At 61.5% G+C, this 15,122-nt stretch carries 15 protein-coding genes; 3 read left to right on the top strand and 12 right to left on the bottom strand.

The window, feature by feature from the left end; all coding sequences use genetic code 11:
* Nucleotides 1-23: 23 nt before the first annotated feature.
* From A3M3_RS0105410 to A3M3_RS27290, 12 genes are all read right to left on the bottom strand, one after another.
* Complete coding sequence (locus A3M3_RS0105410; protein WP_028265496.1) at nucleotides 24-761, bottom strand: ABC transporter permease; 738 nt, start codon at nucleotides 759-761, stop codon at nucleotides 24-26.
* The gene (locus A3M3_RS0105415) at nucleotides 758-1,468 is read right to left on the bottom strand and encodes an ATP-binding cassette domain-containing protein (RefSeq protein ID WP_028265497.1); all 711 of its coding nucleotides are present in this window, start codon (nucleotides 1,466-1,468) and stop codon (nucleotides 758-760) included. Before A3M3_RS0105415 ends, A3M3_RS0105410 begins: the two co-directional genes overlap by 4 nt.
* Nucleotides 1,465-3,138, bottom strand: a complete 1,674-nt coding sequence (mpaP, locus tag A3M3_RS0105420) for a daptide biosynthesis intramembrane metalloprotease (RefSeq protein WP_028265498.1) — start codon at nucleotides 3,136-3,138, stop codon at nucleotides 1,465-1,467. Before mpaP ends, A3M3_RS0105415 begins: the two co-directional genes overlap by 4 nt.
* 20 nt (nucleotides 3,139-3,158) lie before the next feature.
* Complete coding sequence (locus A3M3_RS0105425) at nucleotides 3,159-4,406, bottom strand: YcaO-like family protein (RefSeq protein ID WP_231497317.1); 1,248 nt, start codon at nucleotides 4,404-4,406, stop codon at nucleotides 3,159-3,161.
* A complete protein-coding gene (gene mpaM / locus A3M3_RS0105430) occupies nucleotides 4,406-5,230 on the bottom strand; it encodes a daptide-type RiPP biosynthesis methyltransferase (RefSeq protein ID WP_028265500.1) in 825 nt (274 codons plus the stop codon). Before mpaM ends, A3M3_RS0105425 begins: the two co-directional genes overlap by 1 nt.
* 84 nt (nucleotides 5,231-5,314) lie before the next feature.
* Nucleotides 5,315-5,452, bottom strand: a complete 138-nt coding sequence (locus A3M3_RS27875; RefSeq protein ID WP_155854290.1) for a daptide-type RiPP — start codon at nucleotides 5,450-5,452, stop codon at nucleotides 5,315-5,317.
* A gap of 54 nt (nucleotides 5,453-5,506) precedes the next feature.
* Entirely contained in the window at nucleotides 5,507-5,632 is a 126-nt protein-coding gene (locus tag A3M3_RS29225; protein WP_269317244.1) for a daptide-type RiPP, read from the bottom strand.
* Between the two features lie 46 nt (nucleotides 5,633-5,678).
* Nucleotides 5,679-5,822 (bottom strand): daptide-type RiPP, encoded by a 144-nt coding sequence (locus A3M3_RS27880; RefSeq protein WP_155854291.1) that lies wholly within the window; start codon nucleotides 5,820-5,822, stop codon nucleotides 5,679-5,681.
* 4 nt (nucleotides 5,823-5,826) lie between these two features.
* Nucleotides 5,827-7,041: a daptide-type RiPP biosynthesis dehydogenase gene (gene mpaC, locus A3M3_RS23875; protein WP_155854292.1), complete on the bottom strand. Its 1,215-nt coding sequence runs from the start codon at nucleotides 7,039-7,041 to the stop codon at nucleotides 5,827-5,829.
* The gene (gene mpaD / locus A3M3_RS0105455; RefSeq protein ID WP_028265501.1) at nucleotides 7,038-8,327 is read right to left on the bottom strand and encodes a daptide-type RiPP biosynthesis aminotransferase; all 1,290 of its coding nucleotides are present in this window, start codon (nucleotides 8,325-8,327) and stop codon (nucleotides 7,038-7,040) included. The genes mpaC and mpaD overlap by 4 nt, the downstream gene beginning before the upstream one ends.
* A 58-nt stretch (nucleotides 8,328-8,385) precedes the next feature.
* Entirely contained in the window at nucleotides 8,386-9,414 is a 1,029-nt protein-coding gene (gene mpaB / locus A3M3_RS0105460) for a daptide biosynthesis RiPP recognition protein (RefSeq protein WP_028265502.1), read from the bottom strand.
* Between the two features lie 1,020 nt (nucleotides 9,415-10,434).
* On the bottom strand, nucleotides 10,435-10,815 hold the full coding sequence (locus A3M3_RS27290; RefSeq protein ID WP_197023131.1) for a YybH family protein: 381 nt from the start codon (nucleotides 10,813-10,815) through the stop codon (nucleotides 10,435-10,437).
* 566 nt (nucleotides 10,816-11,381) lie between these two features.
* Between A3M3_RS27290 and A3M3_RS0105465 the strand changes: the two genes are divergently transcribed.
* The 3 genes from A3M3_RS0105465 (at nucleotide 11,382) to gcl (ending at nucleotide 15,111) form a co-directional block, all read left to right on the top strand.
* Complete coding sequence (locus A3M3_RS0105465; protein ID WP_028265503.1) at nucleotides 11,382-12,185, top strand: hydroxypyruvate isomerase family protein; 804 nt, start codon at nucleotides 11,382-11,384, stop codon at nucleotides 12,183-12,185.
* A gap of 112 nt (nucleotides 12,186-12,297) precedes the next feature.
* Complete coding sequence (locus A3M3_RS0105470; protein WP_028265504.1) at nucleotides 12,298-13,176, top strand: 2-hydroxy-3-oxopropionate reductase; 879 nt, start codon at nucleotides 12,298-12,300, stop codon at nucleotides 13,174-13,176.
* Nucleotides 13,177-13,320: 144 nt separating this feature from the next.
* Nucleotides 13,321-15,111, top strand: coding sequence for a glyoxylate carboligase (gene gcl / locus A3M3_RS0105475; protein WP_028265505.1), 1,791 nt, complete (start codon nucleotides 13,321-13,323; stop codon nucleotides 15,109-15,111).
* Nucleotides 15,112-15,122 lie beyond the last annotated feature (11 nt).

A 15,122-nucleotide genomic window follows, 5' to 3' on the forward strand; every position in this document is an offset into this window, starting at 1 on the left:
AAGGCAGGTGCATAGTTGAGCAATTAGGCCCCCCTTCTCCGCAGCGTCCACATCGCAGCTGCTCCTGCGGCCGCCAACCATCCCAAGGCGACAAGGAAAGCGGGCAATGGTTCAAGAAGACCTTCAAGGGGCAAGGATGCGATACCGGCCAAGGCTCCGGACGGTAGCCAGTGCGCGATTTCAGGAAAATTCGCCATGAGCGGCAATTCCAAGACGAGCGGAATCAACATGGTGACTATCGTCGTCGCATAGTAATGCCTGATGATCCAGCCCAGCGAACAGCCCCACAAACACCCGACCACTGACGCGACGATGACGCCGAGCAAAGCACGCAAGGACTCGCCACCTACTAGGTCAGCGCGGACTTCCGGGGAGACGATGAGCGCGACGCTGCCGCTCCAGAGCGCCACGCCTGTTGCAGCGGTGAGGAGCCCAACAACCAACGAGGCAATGTACTTGGTTCCCACAAGATGCCTCGGCCCGGACATGGCCACGCTTCGTCGAAGAGTCCCGTAGTAAGCCTCCCGAGTGACGATGTAGCTTCCCGCGAACGTGGCAACGATGGTGATCGTCGCGGCGAGTCCCCAGAAGGTTTGGACGTTTTGGGTCAAGGAAAGCTTGGCCGAATTGTCCGGCCAGCCGAAGAAATTGGCGACAAACCACGGCACCAGCGCCGTGAATGCCAAAACGCCCAGGGCCGAGTAGCCGCTGAAGTACCTGAGCAGCTCCGCCCGGAGTCCGCCCGCGAAAGCCGGATTCATCGGACTCCCTCCAGAATCTTGAAATACGCGGCTTCCAGGCTCCCGCCGCCAACGGCCATGGCATTCTCAAGAGACCCGCGGAACAACATCCGTCGCTTGAGGATGACCACTTCGTCGGCTATTTGTTCCAGCTCCGTCAACTGGTGGCTGGAGACCAGGACGCTCCCTCCGGAACTCGCGAAATCCCTCAGGAAGGACCTCAGCCATTGAATACCGTCGGGGTCCAGCCCATTGGCCGGTTCGTCGAGGACAAGGAGCTTGGGGCTGCCGATTATTGCCGAGGCGATGCCTAGCCGCTGCCTCATCCCGAGGGAGTAGTCCCGGACTTTCCTTTTCCCGTGAGCCGTCAGATCGACCAGTTCCAGGACCCGATCGACGTTCTCGGGCGAGGTGCCGGCAGCGAGCTGACAAATCCGGAGGTGGCGGCGGCCGGTGAGGCCGGGTTCGATGTCCATTCCGTCCAGGTTCATTCCAACTTTGGTGGCCGGTTTTTGCAGGGTTCGATAGTCGACTCCAAAAACCGTCGCACGCCCGGATGTCGCCTCCAACAGGCCAGTCAGGCCCGCGAGCGCAGTACTCTTTCCGGCACCGTTAGGGCCGATCAGTCCCACAATCCGCCCAGCGGGGACCTCAAACGTCAGGTCTTCGACGGCGAAGCTTGTGCCGCGTTTCTTGCTGAACCGGTCGAAAGTCGCGTGGATTGTCATTGCATTCCTTTCCCGGAGTGGGTGATGGCTTGTCCGAATCCGTCAGGCCAGAGCGGAGAATTCGAGGCGGTACTCCAGAGCCACTCCCCCAGCCCGAGCACCCTCTTGCTGGTCACCTCGGCCCTTCCAGAGACCGGTAGATCGGCAGAACCTTCAAGGCACCCCTGGTAGGCCAGCACGGGAACGTTCGTGCCGGGTAACGTCACCGGGAGGATGGTCTCCAGGGGTGCAGTGGAGTTCGACGGCGGCTCCGCCCCGATGGTTGCCCGTGCCAGTTCTTCGTGAACAACCATTCCCTGGGATTTCAAAGTCACCGCGTCCCCTGGCGCGATTGCTTGAACGGGCGATCCGTTGGGGGTTACGATCTTCAGTTCGCCGTTGCTATAGGTGTAACCGGCTACCACCACCGACGTCACCGGAATCGCGGTGAGAAGCCCGGCCGCGGCAGCAGTCCCAAGGAGCAGCAAAGCAATCCGCCGCCATGCCGGACTCCCCCTCCTTGAGGCCGAGCTCAAGAACCGGGTGACTCCTTTCGCCGCCACCACAAGCAAGAGACAAACAACCACAAACACCACGATGTGCCCGGCGTATCCGAGCTGCAGAACAATTGGGATAAGTCTCTGGAAACCGATGACCATAAAGGCGATCCCCGATAGGAGGCTTGCGCCTCCGAACCATGCGAAGAGGAATTGGCCTCGGGTATGGACACGTGAACCGAGAAGGCGGTGACTGACGACGTCGGCCAAGGCGGTGATCGATTTGCGCCGTAGGTGGGGAATGTCGAGGGCTGACATCAACGCTATGTATCCGTCCATCTTGATAAACGGAAAGAGATTCAGGACGGCTATTGCATAGCAAATGATCCCGTACAGGGTTGCTGCGTCCCTCAGCGATGTCGCTGGCATCAGGCTTTGGACCGCCAGCGCCACGCTCCCCAGACCGAGATGAACGAGAGGTCCGGCCAGCGCAACCAGCACCCTCTGTTTGCGCGAACATAGTCGCCATCCGTCCGTCACGTCGCAAAAGAATGCCGGAGCGAGGTAGAACAGCATGATTCCGATACGCCGGGGCGTGCCACCGAAATAGACGAGTGCCATTCCATGGCCGAGCTCGTGCAGCAAAGTGGAGGCGAACATCGCGACGGCGACGAACAGATAGGCCTCCAAGGGCAGTGGCGTTGCCAACACCCGCAAAAGATTTGGCCCCGCTGTCAAAGCGCCAACGATACCGCTGGCCACGAGAACAGCAGCTGCAGCGAGGGCACCTGGGCGAACCATGGCTGCAACCGCGGGACGGAGGACCTTGAGGAAGGGAGCGGGATTGAAGAGCGTAAGCTGCACGGTCAGAGGAGCCCGGAACTGGATTCGCCGCGTTTCTGCTCGGCTCCCGGTCACGTCGAAGACACCGGTGTGAACGAGTTGGCGGACAATCCCCCTGACATCATCGGCAGTCCATGGATTGCCGAGGTGGTGGGCTACCTGGGCGGGGTCCTTCTTTCCGTCCAGGGCTCTGAGCACGTTGGCCACATCGTGCGAGACCCTGGCTTTGGGCACCCCGTTGATCGCCACGATCCATGGCCCGTCGGCCTGCAGGGGTTCATCAACGGATGCAGATGGGGCCAGCTGCACGGGCCACTGAACGGCCGTTCGCCTGTCTGAAGTTCTTGTCATGGTTGTTTCTCGAGCAGGGTTCATATCAACGGATGAGGCGTTGAGGCGAACGCGGTCCGACTCGACGGCCCGTCAGGGCTGTTCGGAACGAAGTGCAGTCGCTTGGATTCGTCCATCGTCAGGGGGAACGCACCTGGACAGATTGCCTTGCCCGCTTGCCAGCCGAGCGCTTGGATCGCTGACGGAAGCCTGTGGGTGAGGCTGACCCAGTGCGAGGTGATTCCTTTCCGATTCAGGTACCGCACCAAGTCGTCCACATCGGGCTCGGGGTGAGCACGGGGCAGCGGCGATTTCGAGAATGTCTGCACCCATCCGCGGAGTTCATCGATGGCGGGACCCGTGGTCCAGAAGTCCGCCCTCGCTTCGTCGTTCGTCACCCCTGAATCGCCTGTGCCTGAGGAGGGAGATCTGGCAAGGAGGAGTTCCCGGATTTGGAGCGCTTCCTGGAGGGCTCCCCGCAAGGCAGAAATGGGGTCGGAGGATGCCTTAAGGCCCACGGCACCGAACTGGCCATTCTCAGTGTCATCCAGAATTACACCCACTGCGGTCTCCAAGGGGCCGTCGTCGTTGGGGACAAAAGCGAGCGTGGCGTGGATCCCGGCGTCGAGGACTGTTCTGAGGAGCCTGGTGAACCTGAGGGTTGACGGATCACTGCGCAGGGACACAGGGATGTCTTTCATGGTGAACTCCTTGAGCGGTGTCCTCCGGCACCAGGCCCATAAGAAGGCATCCCGCTCAATGATTTCCGCGATTGCGGTGATCTTGGCGAAGCGTTCCGAGGGTCCTGCTGCCGCGCCGTTCGGGGATGGATCGAAGTACCGGGCGACGGGCGTTTCTTGAGGAATTCCGCGGGGGCTGTAATCCACCACCGGCGCCGGAATATGCGATTCATTCCCTGAAACCAAGTCCACTGCCCGGTACCACGGAATCTCGAAACCGAGGGCCGAGGCGTGTCCAAGTCCGGCTGACACGAAGTCAATCCGCTTTTCCTGACAGGGTGTGGTCACGAGGAGGTGTCCCGAATCGGGCGGCACCGGAACCAGCGCGAATCGCTCTACCGCTTCGCCGGCTCCCCTGGTGAGGGACCGCCGCCTGTTGGCGTCGAATGCTCCGACGGCGGAAGAGAACCCGGAGGAGTGTTCCGCGGTCCCCCGGTCATTGGCCAAATGCGCTACCGTGCGCCAAAGACCGACCTCGTTCGGGACGTAGACCCGCGCGTCGGAAACCAAGCCCAGGGAAGGATCCAAGGTCCGTGCTGGGTCGATCATCACGTCCCGCACACCCACATTTCAACCCCGTTCAGCGAACGGACCAGCGAGGGGATCCGAACAGCACGTCTTTCGCGAACGTGCAAACCCTCAGCGTTGAGTTCCGCTTCAATGACCTCATTGCGGACGTAAGCTATCTCGCTGGCATACGCGCTTGAGCGGTATGTCCTTCCTTCATCAAAATCGACCTTGATCATGGTCACATGCCGTGTTCCGTTGCCCGGATCCCGGCGTTCAATAGTGAACAGGATCGAGTTGCAGTCAAGCACCGAATATCCAGCCTTCGTTCCGCCCTGATCATGTGGCTGCTGCCCGGATTGCTCCGCGTCCAGGACCGTGAGCACAAAGCGGCCATCAGGGCTAAGGCGATCGCGCACTCGACGAAAGAGCTCCCGACGCTGCTCATGAGACAGAAGCGTTACCGAACTGGCTCCTAGGACAATGCAGCCGAACTCATCATGAACATGAAGCCGGGACATGTCGGCTTCGATGACATCCACGGCGACCCCTTGAGGGTTAAAGGATCGGGTCGCGGCTCTTTCCCTCAGCATCTGCAGCATTTCCGGTGAAGAGTCAACGGCTGTCAACGGACGCCCCAGGGCGAGGAGTGCCCTGGTAATCCTGCCGGACCCTGCGGCCAATTCGAGGATTGGTCCGGTCGTTTTCCTTGCGGCCCCCAGAATCTCAGGAAGCTCGGAAAGGTCAGCAGCAGTGATCTTGTCGTAAAGGCGGGAACCCTCAATGCCGTACAGGTCCTCAGGGGGATCCCCGTGACCGATGGCGCGCAGGATGTCGTCAGCAGTCTCGTTGCTTGCGTTTCTCATCAACTCGTACTCTCGGGAGGCACATGGGGGACGGGTGTGCGCGCGGGTGGCGAATATGAGCGCTTCCCCACCCGCGCGCACGGACTAGGTCGCGGCGATGCCAACGGCGATGCCGGCGATGATGATGACGTCACCGGCACGGATGTACCACGGAGTGTCGTCAGGTGTGTCGAGGTTCTCCAGTTCTTCAACGGTCAGTTGAAGGTTTGAGGTTGCAATCATTTCTCCTCCTTTCAACGGTGTTTCTGGGCGTCGGATAGTTGGCTGTGCGTCCATCTAGGTGATGCCGACGGCAATGGCGCCGATGGCCACACCTTGGGACACCCCGAGGAACCAATTGTTGAAGTCCGGTGTATCCATGGATTCGATTTCCTGGATGGAGATATTGAGCTGATCTTGCATTGTGTTCACCCCCTTTTGTTTCGTTTGCCTCATTTGTCCCGCCGCATCAGGTGATGGCGACGCCGAGTCCGACCAGAGAGAGCCCTACTGTGATTCCGTGGATACGTTCGCTCCAGTCGTCCGGAACTTCGATGCTTTCCAACTCCTGAATTTCAAGGTCCAGAAGCCTTGGTGCGCCGCTGCTGTTCATGTGTTCACCCCCTTTCCCTTACCACTCGTTGGTGGCCCACTGGGCTTGGCAAGGCTCGCTGCATGTTGCTGGCTTTCCGGAGGACGCGCAGGATGTGGACCCCGTCGATTCCGTGCAGCATGGGTAACACCCGGCCCCAGCGGCTGACGGCCAGGTTGGCTGTTTTCATGGCAGTCCGTTCGCTCAGTTCATCGAGCCCGCGAACTCCCCATCGCCGCATCAGCTCCTTGATTCCACGGGCAGCATTGCGGCCGAGCGAGGGGTCAACACTCGCTACCGCGGACCACAGGGCGGCCAAACGATGGGGGTCGCCCCAGGCGGTGGCGCCGTTTTCAATCTCGTCCCATATCGCTTCAATGACAGTGGCGGTTGCGGTCATTTTCCGCACACCCGTCACGTACGCCAGTTCATTCGCGACGTACCAGTGTTTGGCCCCATACGGGTTGCGAGCGATGAGCGACCATCCGGTGTGGGTTTCCATGCTCAACCGAGCCGCAGCAAGCCGCAGCTCAGGGGAGTCTTCGCGCGTCAAGCGATTCCCCAACCGCACCATGCGCACCAGAACCGAGAGCGCGTCGTCGTCGAAAATACTCGGGGAACTGCCGATCAGCGTTCCGGCCACCCGGAGAAGCGCTTCGAGCAGCCCTTCGAGCACCAGCTGCCGCGGGAGGGTGGACAAATGGCCGGCATCAAGTACCGCGACGTCACCTGAAAGGTGACGTGAAGCAATCAGGTGGCGTCCGACGTCGGTGTCCAGACACGCTACAGCGCTGACTTCGGCGCCGGTTCCCACAGTGGACGGCATCAGAATGGTTCTGGGACGAGTATTTGGCTCGGCCCCGAAAGGCAGGACGATGAGGCCCGATCGCTTGGCGTGACGCGCCGCGAATTCAGCAAAACACCGATCGGCTGTGAAGAGCGCGGAGATTTTCACCGCGTCCAGGACGGAACCGCCCCCAAGTCCCACAACGGTGGTGAGGTCGTAGCCGCGGATAAACTCCTCAACAAGCCCTAGCGTCGTGAAAGAGACAGGCCGCGCGTCGAGCTCCAGGACCGGCATTCCCTTGAGATCCCCATTCAGGAGTCGATCCCGGTGTTCCGGGAGTGCGCGGTCCACAACAAGTCCGGTCCGCCCACGGATCAGAGTGCCGACATATCTGGCAGACGTTCCCTGATCGAGAATGACGCAGCGCGTGTTCCAGGTCCGGTCGGCGATCATCCGAAGATCCCGTCCCGATGGGCGGCGCTGAGACCGCCTGCGATTGCCGCATGGAGTTCCTCAAAGTTCTCTTCCGTGAAGACCAAGGCCGGAAGGAGTTGGATCCTCCCCGGTCCCGGCTGCACGATTGCGCCAGCCTGATGAATATGCCTCACGACGGCCAGGACACCGTCTGCTGACAGCGGTTCCCCCTGCGCTGTTTCCAGTTTGATGCCCCGCATGCAGCCCCGACCGGTTATGGTGCTGACGCCCGGAATGCCCATGAGCCGGACAATGAGGCGATCAAGTCCAGCCGAGACCACTGCCCCGAGACCCTGAAAATCCACGCTTTTTAGTTCGTCAATGGTCGAAAGTATCGCGGCGCACGTGGCCGGTGTTCCTGCTTGGGTTTCTCCATGGACAAAGACAGATTCCGTGGAATCGAACTTCCGGGTTACTCGCTGTCCAATCAGAAGGGCGGCACACGCACTGGTACCGTTCGTCATGGCCTTGGACGTCACAATGATGTCCGGGGCCGTGGGCCATTCGTCCGAGACAAACCATGAATTCACTCGTCCGAAGCCCGTGGCCACTTCATCTGCGATGGCCAGGAAGCCGTGCTCCTCCCGGAAGGTCAACAAGGAACGCACGAAGCTCGCTGGCACGACGTCCGCCCCGGATCCAAGGACAGGTTCAACGATGACTGCGGCCACTCTGTGGCCTTCCCTGCGCATTAATAGCGCCAGTTCGGCGCCCCCATCGTCGAATCTGATGTGCCGTATATTGCGGCGGTCCACCCCGTAGATCGTCTGAGCGAGGTGGTCACCGCTGAGAGCCTGGCTCCCGTAGGTCAGCCCGTGATAGCTACCGGCCAGCCCTACGATGATTTTTCGCTCGGGTTGTGCGTCCAAGAGGAAGTATTGGCGCGCGAGCTTCATGCCGGCGTCGTTGGCAGCACCCCCGGAAGTAGAGAAGACCACCCTCTCGAAGGAGTGGGCCGGGAGTGAAAGCAGCGCGTTTGCCGCCTCGATTGCTTTGCGATTCGCAGTCCGGAACAACGGAAGATAGGACGCTGCCTCAAGCTCTCTGGCAATTGCACCGGCAATTCGCGCGTTACCGTAGCCGAGGTTGGTGTTCCACAGTCCACTCTTTGCGCACAGGCGTCGTTGCCCGTCTTCAAAATCTACGTGGACGCCATGGGCCCTGACGGCAGTGTAGCTATCGACGGGAAAATTGTGTTGGGTAACAAATGGTACCCAGAGCGGAAGTCGGGTGCTGGGGGTATCAAGGGCGGGTGCGGCAGTCATCAGGTGTCGGTCCTCGGAATTGGACGGGCGGTGGCCGGCAAGTTGACGTTTCTGGAGCTCAGCCGGCGCCGAAAACGTCCACGCCTGCCCGTTCGAACTGTTCTAGGACGGCTCGTGTGGATTCCTCGGCTGCCGCTACGGAAACGCCCAGGGCAGCAGCTACCGCAGACGCAGCGAGCTGGAGATGCCGCAGATTCGAGAGGGCCTCGATGATGGCCGCCGCATCAGGTCCAACCCGGAAAGTCCGGCCCGACGCGGTGTCCAGGAGTGTGTACTGTCCATCGCTGTGGATGATGAAGGGAGCCCGTGGTGAGGGGAGATCGTCAGTGGGCGATGCTCCGTAGACGCTGGCGCCAAAGCCGACAATCGTAGCTTTGGAGCGATCGTCCCGGGGAATGAATTTCCAGGCATCCAGTGCAGCCAAGTAACGGGGAATCCAAGGCCGGGCGCCGAGGGAATCACGAACAGCCTCCGCATCACAGACAGAAGCCAGTGCAGATTCCGGTTCCAGCGCGAGGCACCTTGTCCGAATGTCTGCCAACGAATCGCCCGCCTTGCCAACAGTGGATCCGTAGGGACCGCTGAGTACCGTTCCGTCAGATGCGATGTGGAGCCTCGCGAGGGGGGAACCAACGCTTTGACCGCCGTCTAGAAGGCCGCGCTCTGCAAAGACGGCGTTGACTTCGGTAAGCTGCCACACGAAATGGCCCGATCGTCGAGCTTCTTCTGCGTCGTCGAAGAAGGCCTGCCAGTCTTCAGAAGTAGTAATCCTGACAACCGTGACTCCCATGAGGCTGATGAACGGAATGGCCAGGTAGTCCTGGACCTCGAGGCTGAGGCTGCCAGCAACCAACAGCTCTTCCCCGACGACATCGAAGAACCCCGAGACCGGAACCACGGTGTCTTCATCGGCGCCGTTCCCGCCGTCGAGCACGAAGACGATCGATTGCTCGCCGGCAAGCTCCTTTGCATACGGAGCGTGCTCAGGATTCTCAACGAAGATTGCATGATCCGGAATTCGACCGGGAATGCCCGTAATCCACTGGTCCATCGCTGCGCCAACCGCCTGTTGCTGACTTAGTTTCACTTCCCAATCCCCCATAAGTTGCGTCCTGTACCGGCACCGTGGAAAGGCCCTCCGATGATCGGCGGCACGGGACCGTCCTTGTGTAGGAGACTAGGGCCGCAAAAACGGCCTCCGTGTAAAAAGGGGGAAATTCAGTGCTGACGGACCAGAATTAAGGGTGGAATCGGGCAATCTACGTGTGGCTGGGGATGGTTCTCCGTGTAGATCGGGGATGTGCAAAGACAAGCTGCCTCGTTGGGGTATCCCCGACAATGCCAGGCCCAGCGTTCCGTATCGCTTCTCCACTCGTAGCGCATTGCGTCCCTCACGCCTTACCCCCAGATCCCGCGCTGGTATTCAGGGAAATACGATGCCGCGTACCGGGACGCGACCCGCAGCTCAGCGATGTCGCCATCATCAACTTCGAGAAAACCGAATCGACAGTACTCGGCGAAAGAGAAAGCAAACTATTTTCGCCGGCTGGATCGCGGGGAACTGTTCGGGCTGTAGCGGCCGAACTCGGGCTTAACGTCGACGCGTGTTATCGCTGGCGTCACGAGACGGGCCCATCGACCGCGCGCGGGAAGAACCGGACGTACTCGGCCGAGGACAGGTCGGAGTTCTTCCGACTCCTGCATTGCACGGGAACGTGTCGGCGGTCGCGAAGATGCTGGGTTTCGTCCGGGTGACCTGTCCCAAATGGGCGCATCAGGCGGGTCTATTCACTGGCCGGAAAATTTAAGCGCAACGGACCGAATTCCTCCAGTTGCGCGCTGACGGAGCCAGCCGGGCGGCAGCGGCGCAGAAGTTGGCGGACGACAAGGGCAGAGCCTGTAACGATGAGGCCCTCAGTCTCATAACGCCAGACCTTGGTCTCCCACTGATCCGAATGTGGCACATACGTTTCATCTGGCAACCCGCGTTGAGGCAGGGAACAAGACCGTTTGGTACCAAGACTGCCTCCGGTGACAAACTCCTGTCCCGTGTAATGCGGGGACGGAACCTGCACCGCAGTCAGTGTAGCGCTGAGCAGTGTGCCAGTTAGCTGGGCGGAGCTGACTGTCGCACGTTCGATCCTGCGGCGAGTAGCCATCGACCGGCATTGGTGCATTGAGCGACGACTGTCAGTATTCCGGAGCCGCTGGGTACGAGTTTCGTCTGGTCGCCATTGCTAGGCTGACTCAGGTCCCATGTCCCGTAAAGTGTGGAAACTGATTCAGACACCGACTTTCTCTCGACGCCTCTGAGAACCAGCTTGGCGGGCGCAAGCCGACTGCTGAAGGCCTTGGCATGGCCCTCTTCTATACCGGAACGATTTTTCATAACCGTCCCGTAGATATTGATGAACTGGGCTTCGTCCGTGAACAGTGCGGCTAGAGCCGGAGCATCGTGCCGATTGAATGCTTCAACAAATTCACTCATGAGAGCCTCTGGAGCAGCCTGGCAGGAGCTGCTCGAGCCTGTCGATGACTGTGGTTGCGCGAAGGAACATCCAGAAAGGGCAAGCACTGCCCCGATAGATAGGGCCACCGGCACCGATAACCCGGCAAACGTCTGTCTGGTAAGAGCAGCCATCACAAACCCCTAACTTCCTTGCTTTTCTGTCCGCCTACGTGGAATGTCATCGGCCTGCGACGGCGCGGGTGGGGTCGAGCCACACGATCCGCGAAGCAGCAATGCACCTGACAGCAATTAGTAGTTTGCGGCCGGCACATTATGACGCGCTCTAGCCCGACGCCTGCGAGACACCCCATTTACGTCCGGCCCGCAGATCGCGAAAACGACACCGGCGCCACTTGTTGGTATCCCAAAGACCCACCCCCCTTGACTCCCACCCTCGCCTTCCCTAAACTTTTCATAAAGCAGAATCTAAATTCCACAAAGCGGAAACTTGACGAGTCTGGCCAAGCGGACGAAACCAAAGTCAGCCAAGCCCACGAAGCCCAGCGGAACTTAGATCCCAAGCCCTCCCCGGAAGGACACCTACGATGACGTACACAGTGAACTGCTCCATCCTCCTGACGGAGCTGCCCCTGCTCAAGCGTCCCGCCGCCGCGAAGGCTGCCGGCTTTGACGCCGTCGAATTCTGGTGGCCCTTTGAAACCTCCGTCCCCACGGACGCCCAGGTAACCGAGTTCGAGAACGCCATCAAGGACGCTGGCGTTCAGCTCACCGGCTTGAACTTCAACGCCGGCAACATGCCCGGCGGCGAGCGCGGCCTGGTTTCCTGGCCCGCACGCTCCTCCGAGTTCCTGGACAACATCGACGTTGTCGCAGGCATCGGTGAGCGGCTCGGCTGCAAGGCCTTCAACGCCCTCTACGGCAACCGCATTGACGGCGAATCAGCCGAGAAGCAGGACGCCATCGGCGCCGAAAACCTGGCCAGCGCCGCGCAAGGCGTCGCACGCATCGGCGGCACCGTCCTTCTCGAGCCCGTCAGCGGCGCGCCCAAGTACCCGCTCCTCAAGGCCGCCGACGCCCTCAAGGTGATCGCCCGGGTCAAGGAAGAATCCGGTGCGGAGAACATCAAGCTCCTCGCCGATTTCTACCACCTGGCAGTCAACGGGGACGACGTCGCAGCCGTCATCGAGAACCACGCCAAGGACTTCGGCCACATCCAGATCGCCGACAACCCCGGCCGCGGGGCTCCCGGAACCGGCGAGCTTCCCCTCGGCGAATGGATCGCCCGCAGCCGCGAACTCGGCTACGGCGGCTACATCGGCCTCGAATACAAGGAACCGCAGGAAACGGCCTTCAGCTGGGCCATCCGCCAGCGCGCCACCTCCCACTAGTCCCCGCCCCCTCCCACCCGCCCAACTGACTAGCAGTTGATGTCGTTATGAGCCCTCAAAACGACATCAACTGCGAGCTAGTTGGGTCCAGCAGACTTCAGTAAGGAAAATCATGAGCAACGTTGCAGTCATCGGACTCGGAATCATGGGCCTCCCCATGGCCATCAACCTGGTCAAGGCCGGCCACACCGTCACCGGATTCAACCGCAGCCAGGACAAGATCGACAAGCTCGTCTCCGAAGGCGGCAAGGGCGCCAGGAGCATCGCCGACGCCGTCAAAGACGCCGACGTCGTCATCACCATGGTGCCGGACTCCCCCGACGTCGAAGGTGTCGTCAGCGGCCCGGACGGGGTCTTCGCCAACGCGAAGAAGGGCGCCCTCTGGATCGACGCGAGCAGCATCCGCCCGGACGTCGCCACCCGCCTCTCGGCAGACGCCGTCGCAGCCGGCATCCGCCCCCTCGACGCCCCGGTTTCCGGTGGCGAACAGGGCGCCATCGACGCCGTCCTCTCCATCATGGTTGGCGGTGACGCAGCCGACTTCGAAGCAGCCCAGCCGGTCCTCAACGCCGTCGGCAAGACCATCGTCCATGTGGGCCCCTCCGGCTCCGGCCAGACCGTCAAGGCAGCCAACCAGCTGATCGTGGCCGTCAACATCGAGGTCCTCGGCGAGGCCATCGCCTTCCTTGAGGCCTACGGCGTGGACACGGACGCAGCCCTCAAGGTCCTCGGCGGCGGTTTGGCCGGATCCAAGGTCCTCGAGCAGAAGGGCCAGAAGATGCTCGACCGCAACTTCGACCCCGGCTTCCGCTTGGCCCTCCACCACAAGGACCTCGGTATCGTCACCTCCGCAGCCCGCGAAGCCAACGTCGCCATCCCGCTCGGCGCCGTCGTCGCACAGCTCGTCGCCGCCACCGTCAACCAGGGCGACGGCGGACTCGACCACTCGGGACTGTTCAAGCAGGTCCTCCAGCTCAGCGGCCGCAAGTAGAGCCGGCCGCAACTAAAGCATCCCGGCGACAGGCCGGAAACAAGCACCACTGGGCAACCGCCGTCGTACTTCACGACGGCGGCTCCCCCACTACACCCTAAAACCGCCCACGGCGGGCGAAACAGACTTTTCAAGGAGCACACCATGACGAAGATGCGCACTGTAGACGCAGCCGTCGCCATCTTGGCAAAGGAAGGCGCCATCGAGGCGTTCGGCCTGCCAGGCGCGGCAATCAACCCCTTCTACTCCGCGATGCGGACACACGGCGGTATCCGCCACACCCTGGCCCGACACGTTGAGGGCGCCAGCCACATGGCCGACGGCTACTCCCGGGCAGCGGACGGAAACATCGGCATCTGCATCGGTACCTCGGGCCCCGCAGGAACGGACATGATCACCGGCCTGTACGCGGCCTGGGCAGATTCCATCCCCATGCTCTGCATCACCGGCCAGGCCCCCGTTGCCAAACTGCACAAGGAAGACTTCCAGGCCGTGGACATCGAGTCCATCGCCAAGCCGGTCACCAAGATGGCCATGACCATCCTGGAACCGGGCCAGGTTCCGGGCGCCTTCCAGAAGGCCTTCCAGCTGATGCGCTCCGGCCGCCCGGGCCCGGTCCTGCTGGACCTGCCGTTCGACGTGCAGATGGCCGAGATCGAATTCGACATCGACGCTTACGAGCCCATCGCCGTCGAGAAGCCCAAGGCCAGCCGCAAGCAGCTGGAAAAGGCACTGGACATGCTCACCGCAGCCGAGCGCCCGCTGATCGTCGCCGGCGGCGGCATCATCAACGCCGGCGCCTCCGCCCAGCTGGTTGAACTGGCCGAACTGCTGAACGTTCCGGTCATCCCCACCCTGATGGGCTGGGGCACCATCCCGGACGACCACCCCCTGATGGCCGGCATGGTAGGCCTGCAGACCTCGCACCGCTATGGCAACGAGACCATGCTGGCCTCGGACTTCGTCATCGGCATCGGCAACCGCTGGGCCAACCGCCACACCGGCGGACTGGACACCTACACGGCCGGCCGCAAGTTCGTGCACATCGACATCGAACCGACGCAGATCGGTCGCGTGTTCTCGCCGGACTTCGGCATCGCGTCCGACGCCGGTGCGGCGCTGGACGGGCTGATCGAGCTGGCCCGCGAGCGCCAGGCAGCGCAGTCCCTGCCGGACTACTCCGGATGGGTTGCCGAATGCACCGCACGCAAGGGTTCCCTGCACCGCAAGACGCATTTCGAGAACGTGCCGATCAAGCCGCAGCGCGTGTACGAAGAGATGAACAAGGCCTTCGGCAAAGACACTACCTACGTGTCCACCATCGGCCTCTCGCAGATCGCCGGTGCACAGTTGCTGCACGTCTTCGGTCCCCGGAAGTGGATCAACGCCGGCCAGGCGGGCCCTCTGGGATGGACATGTCCCGCCGCCCTGGGCGTTGTCCGCGGCAAGCCGGACGAGACCGTTGTTGCCCTGTCCGGCGACTACGACTTCCAGTTCATGATCGAAGAACTGGCGGTGGGCGCACAGTTCAACCTGCCGTACATCCACGTGGTGGTGAACAACTCGTACTTGGGCCTGATCCGTCAGTCGCAGCGCGGCTTCAACATGGAACAGAACGTGTCGCTGGCGTTCGAGAACATCAACTCCACTGATCTCTCTGCGACCGCAGCGGGCTACGGCGTGGACCACGTCAAGGTGGCCGAGGGCCTCGGCTGCAAGGCCATCCGCGTGGAAGACCCGTCCGATCTGCCCGCCGCGTTCGACAAGGCCAAGGCACTCATGGGCGAGTTCAAGGTTCCCGTGGTGGTGGAAGTGATCCTGGAGAAGGTCACCAATATCTCCATGGGTGTTGAAATCGACGGCGTGAACGAGTTCGAAGAGCTGGCCGAGCGTGCCGAGGATGCCCCCACTGCGATCATCGCCCAGCGGGCCTAGTAAGTACTGAA

The organism is Arthrobacter sp. MA-N2, from assembly GCF_000517125.1.
Classification (GTDB): Bacteria; Actinomycetota; Actinomycetes; order Actinomycetales; family Micrococcaceae; genus Arthrobacter; species Arthrobacter methylotrophus.

What these genes read in the sequence shown, in the direction of transcription:
- A3M3_RS27290 (WP_197023131.1), bottom strand. Translation starts at nt 10,815, where the DNA reads ATGAGTGAATTTGTTGAAGCATTCAATCGGCACGATGCTCCGGCTCTA.
- gcl (WP_028265505.1), top strand. Translation starts at nt 13,321, where the DNA reads ATGACGAAGATGCGCACTGTAGACGCAGCCGTCGCCATCTTGGCAAAG.
- A3M3_RS27875 (WP_155854290.1), bottom strand. Translation starts at nt 5,452, where the DNA reads ATGATTGCAACCTCAAACCTTCAACTGACCGTTGAAGAACTGGAGAAC.
- A3M3_RS0105425 (WP_231497317.1), bottom strand. Translation starts at nt 4,406, where the DNA reads ATGATCGACCCAGCACGGACCTTGGATCCTTCCCTGGGCTTGGTTTCC.
- A3M3_RS0105470 (WP_028265504.1), top strand. Translation starts at nt 12,298, where the DNA reads ATGAGCAACGTTGCAGTCATCGGACTCGGAATCATGGGCCTCCCCATG.
- mpaP (WP_028265498.1), bottom strand. Translation starts at nt 3,138, where the DNA reads ATGACAAGAACTTCAGACAGGCGAACGGCCGTTCAGTGGCCCGTGCAG.
- mpaC (WP_155854292.1), bottom strand. Translation starts at nt 7,041, where the DNA reads ATGATCGCCGACCGGACCTGGAACACGCGCTGCGTCATTCTCGATCAG.
- mpaD (WP_028265501.1), bottom strand. Translation starts at nt 8,327, where the DNA reads ATGACTGCCGCACCCGCCCTTGATACCCCCAGCACCCGACTTCCGCTC.
- A3M3_RS0105410 (WP_028265496.1), bottom strand. Translation starts at nt 761, where the DNA reads ATGAATCCGGCTTTCGCGGGCGGACTCCGGGCGGAGCTGCTCAGGTAC.
- A3M3_RS0105415 (WP_028265497.1), bottom strand. Translation starts at nt 1,468, where the DNA reads ATGACAATCCACGCGACTTTCGACCGGTTCAGCAAGAAACGCGGCACA.
- A3M3_RS27880 (WP_155854291.1), bottom strand. Translation starts at nt 5,822, where the DNA reads ATGAACAGCAGCGGCGCACCAAGGCTTCTGGACCTTGAAATTCAGGAG.
- mpaM (WP_028265500.1), bottom strand. Translation starts at nt 5,230, where the DNA reads ATGAGAAACGCAAGCAACGAGACTGCTGACGACATCCTGCGCGCCATC.
- A3M3_RS29225 (WP_269317244.1), bottom strand. Translation starts at nt 5,632, where the DNA reads ATGCAAGATCAGCTCAATATCTCCATCCAGGAAATCGAATCCATGGAT.
- A3M3_RS0105465 (WP_028265503.1), top strand. Translation starts at nt 11,382, where the DNA reads ATGACGTACACAGTGAACTGCTCCATCCTCCTGACGGAGCTGCCCCTG.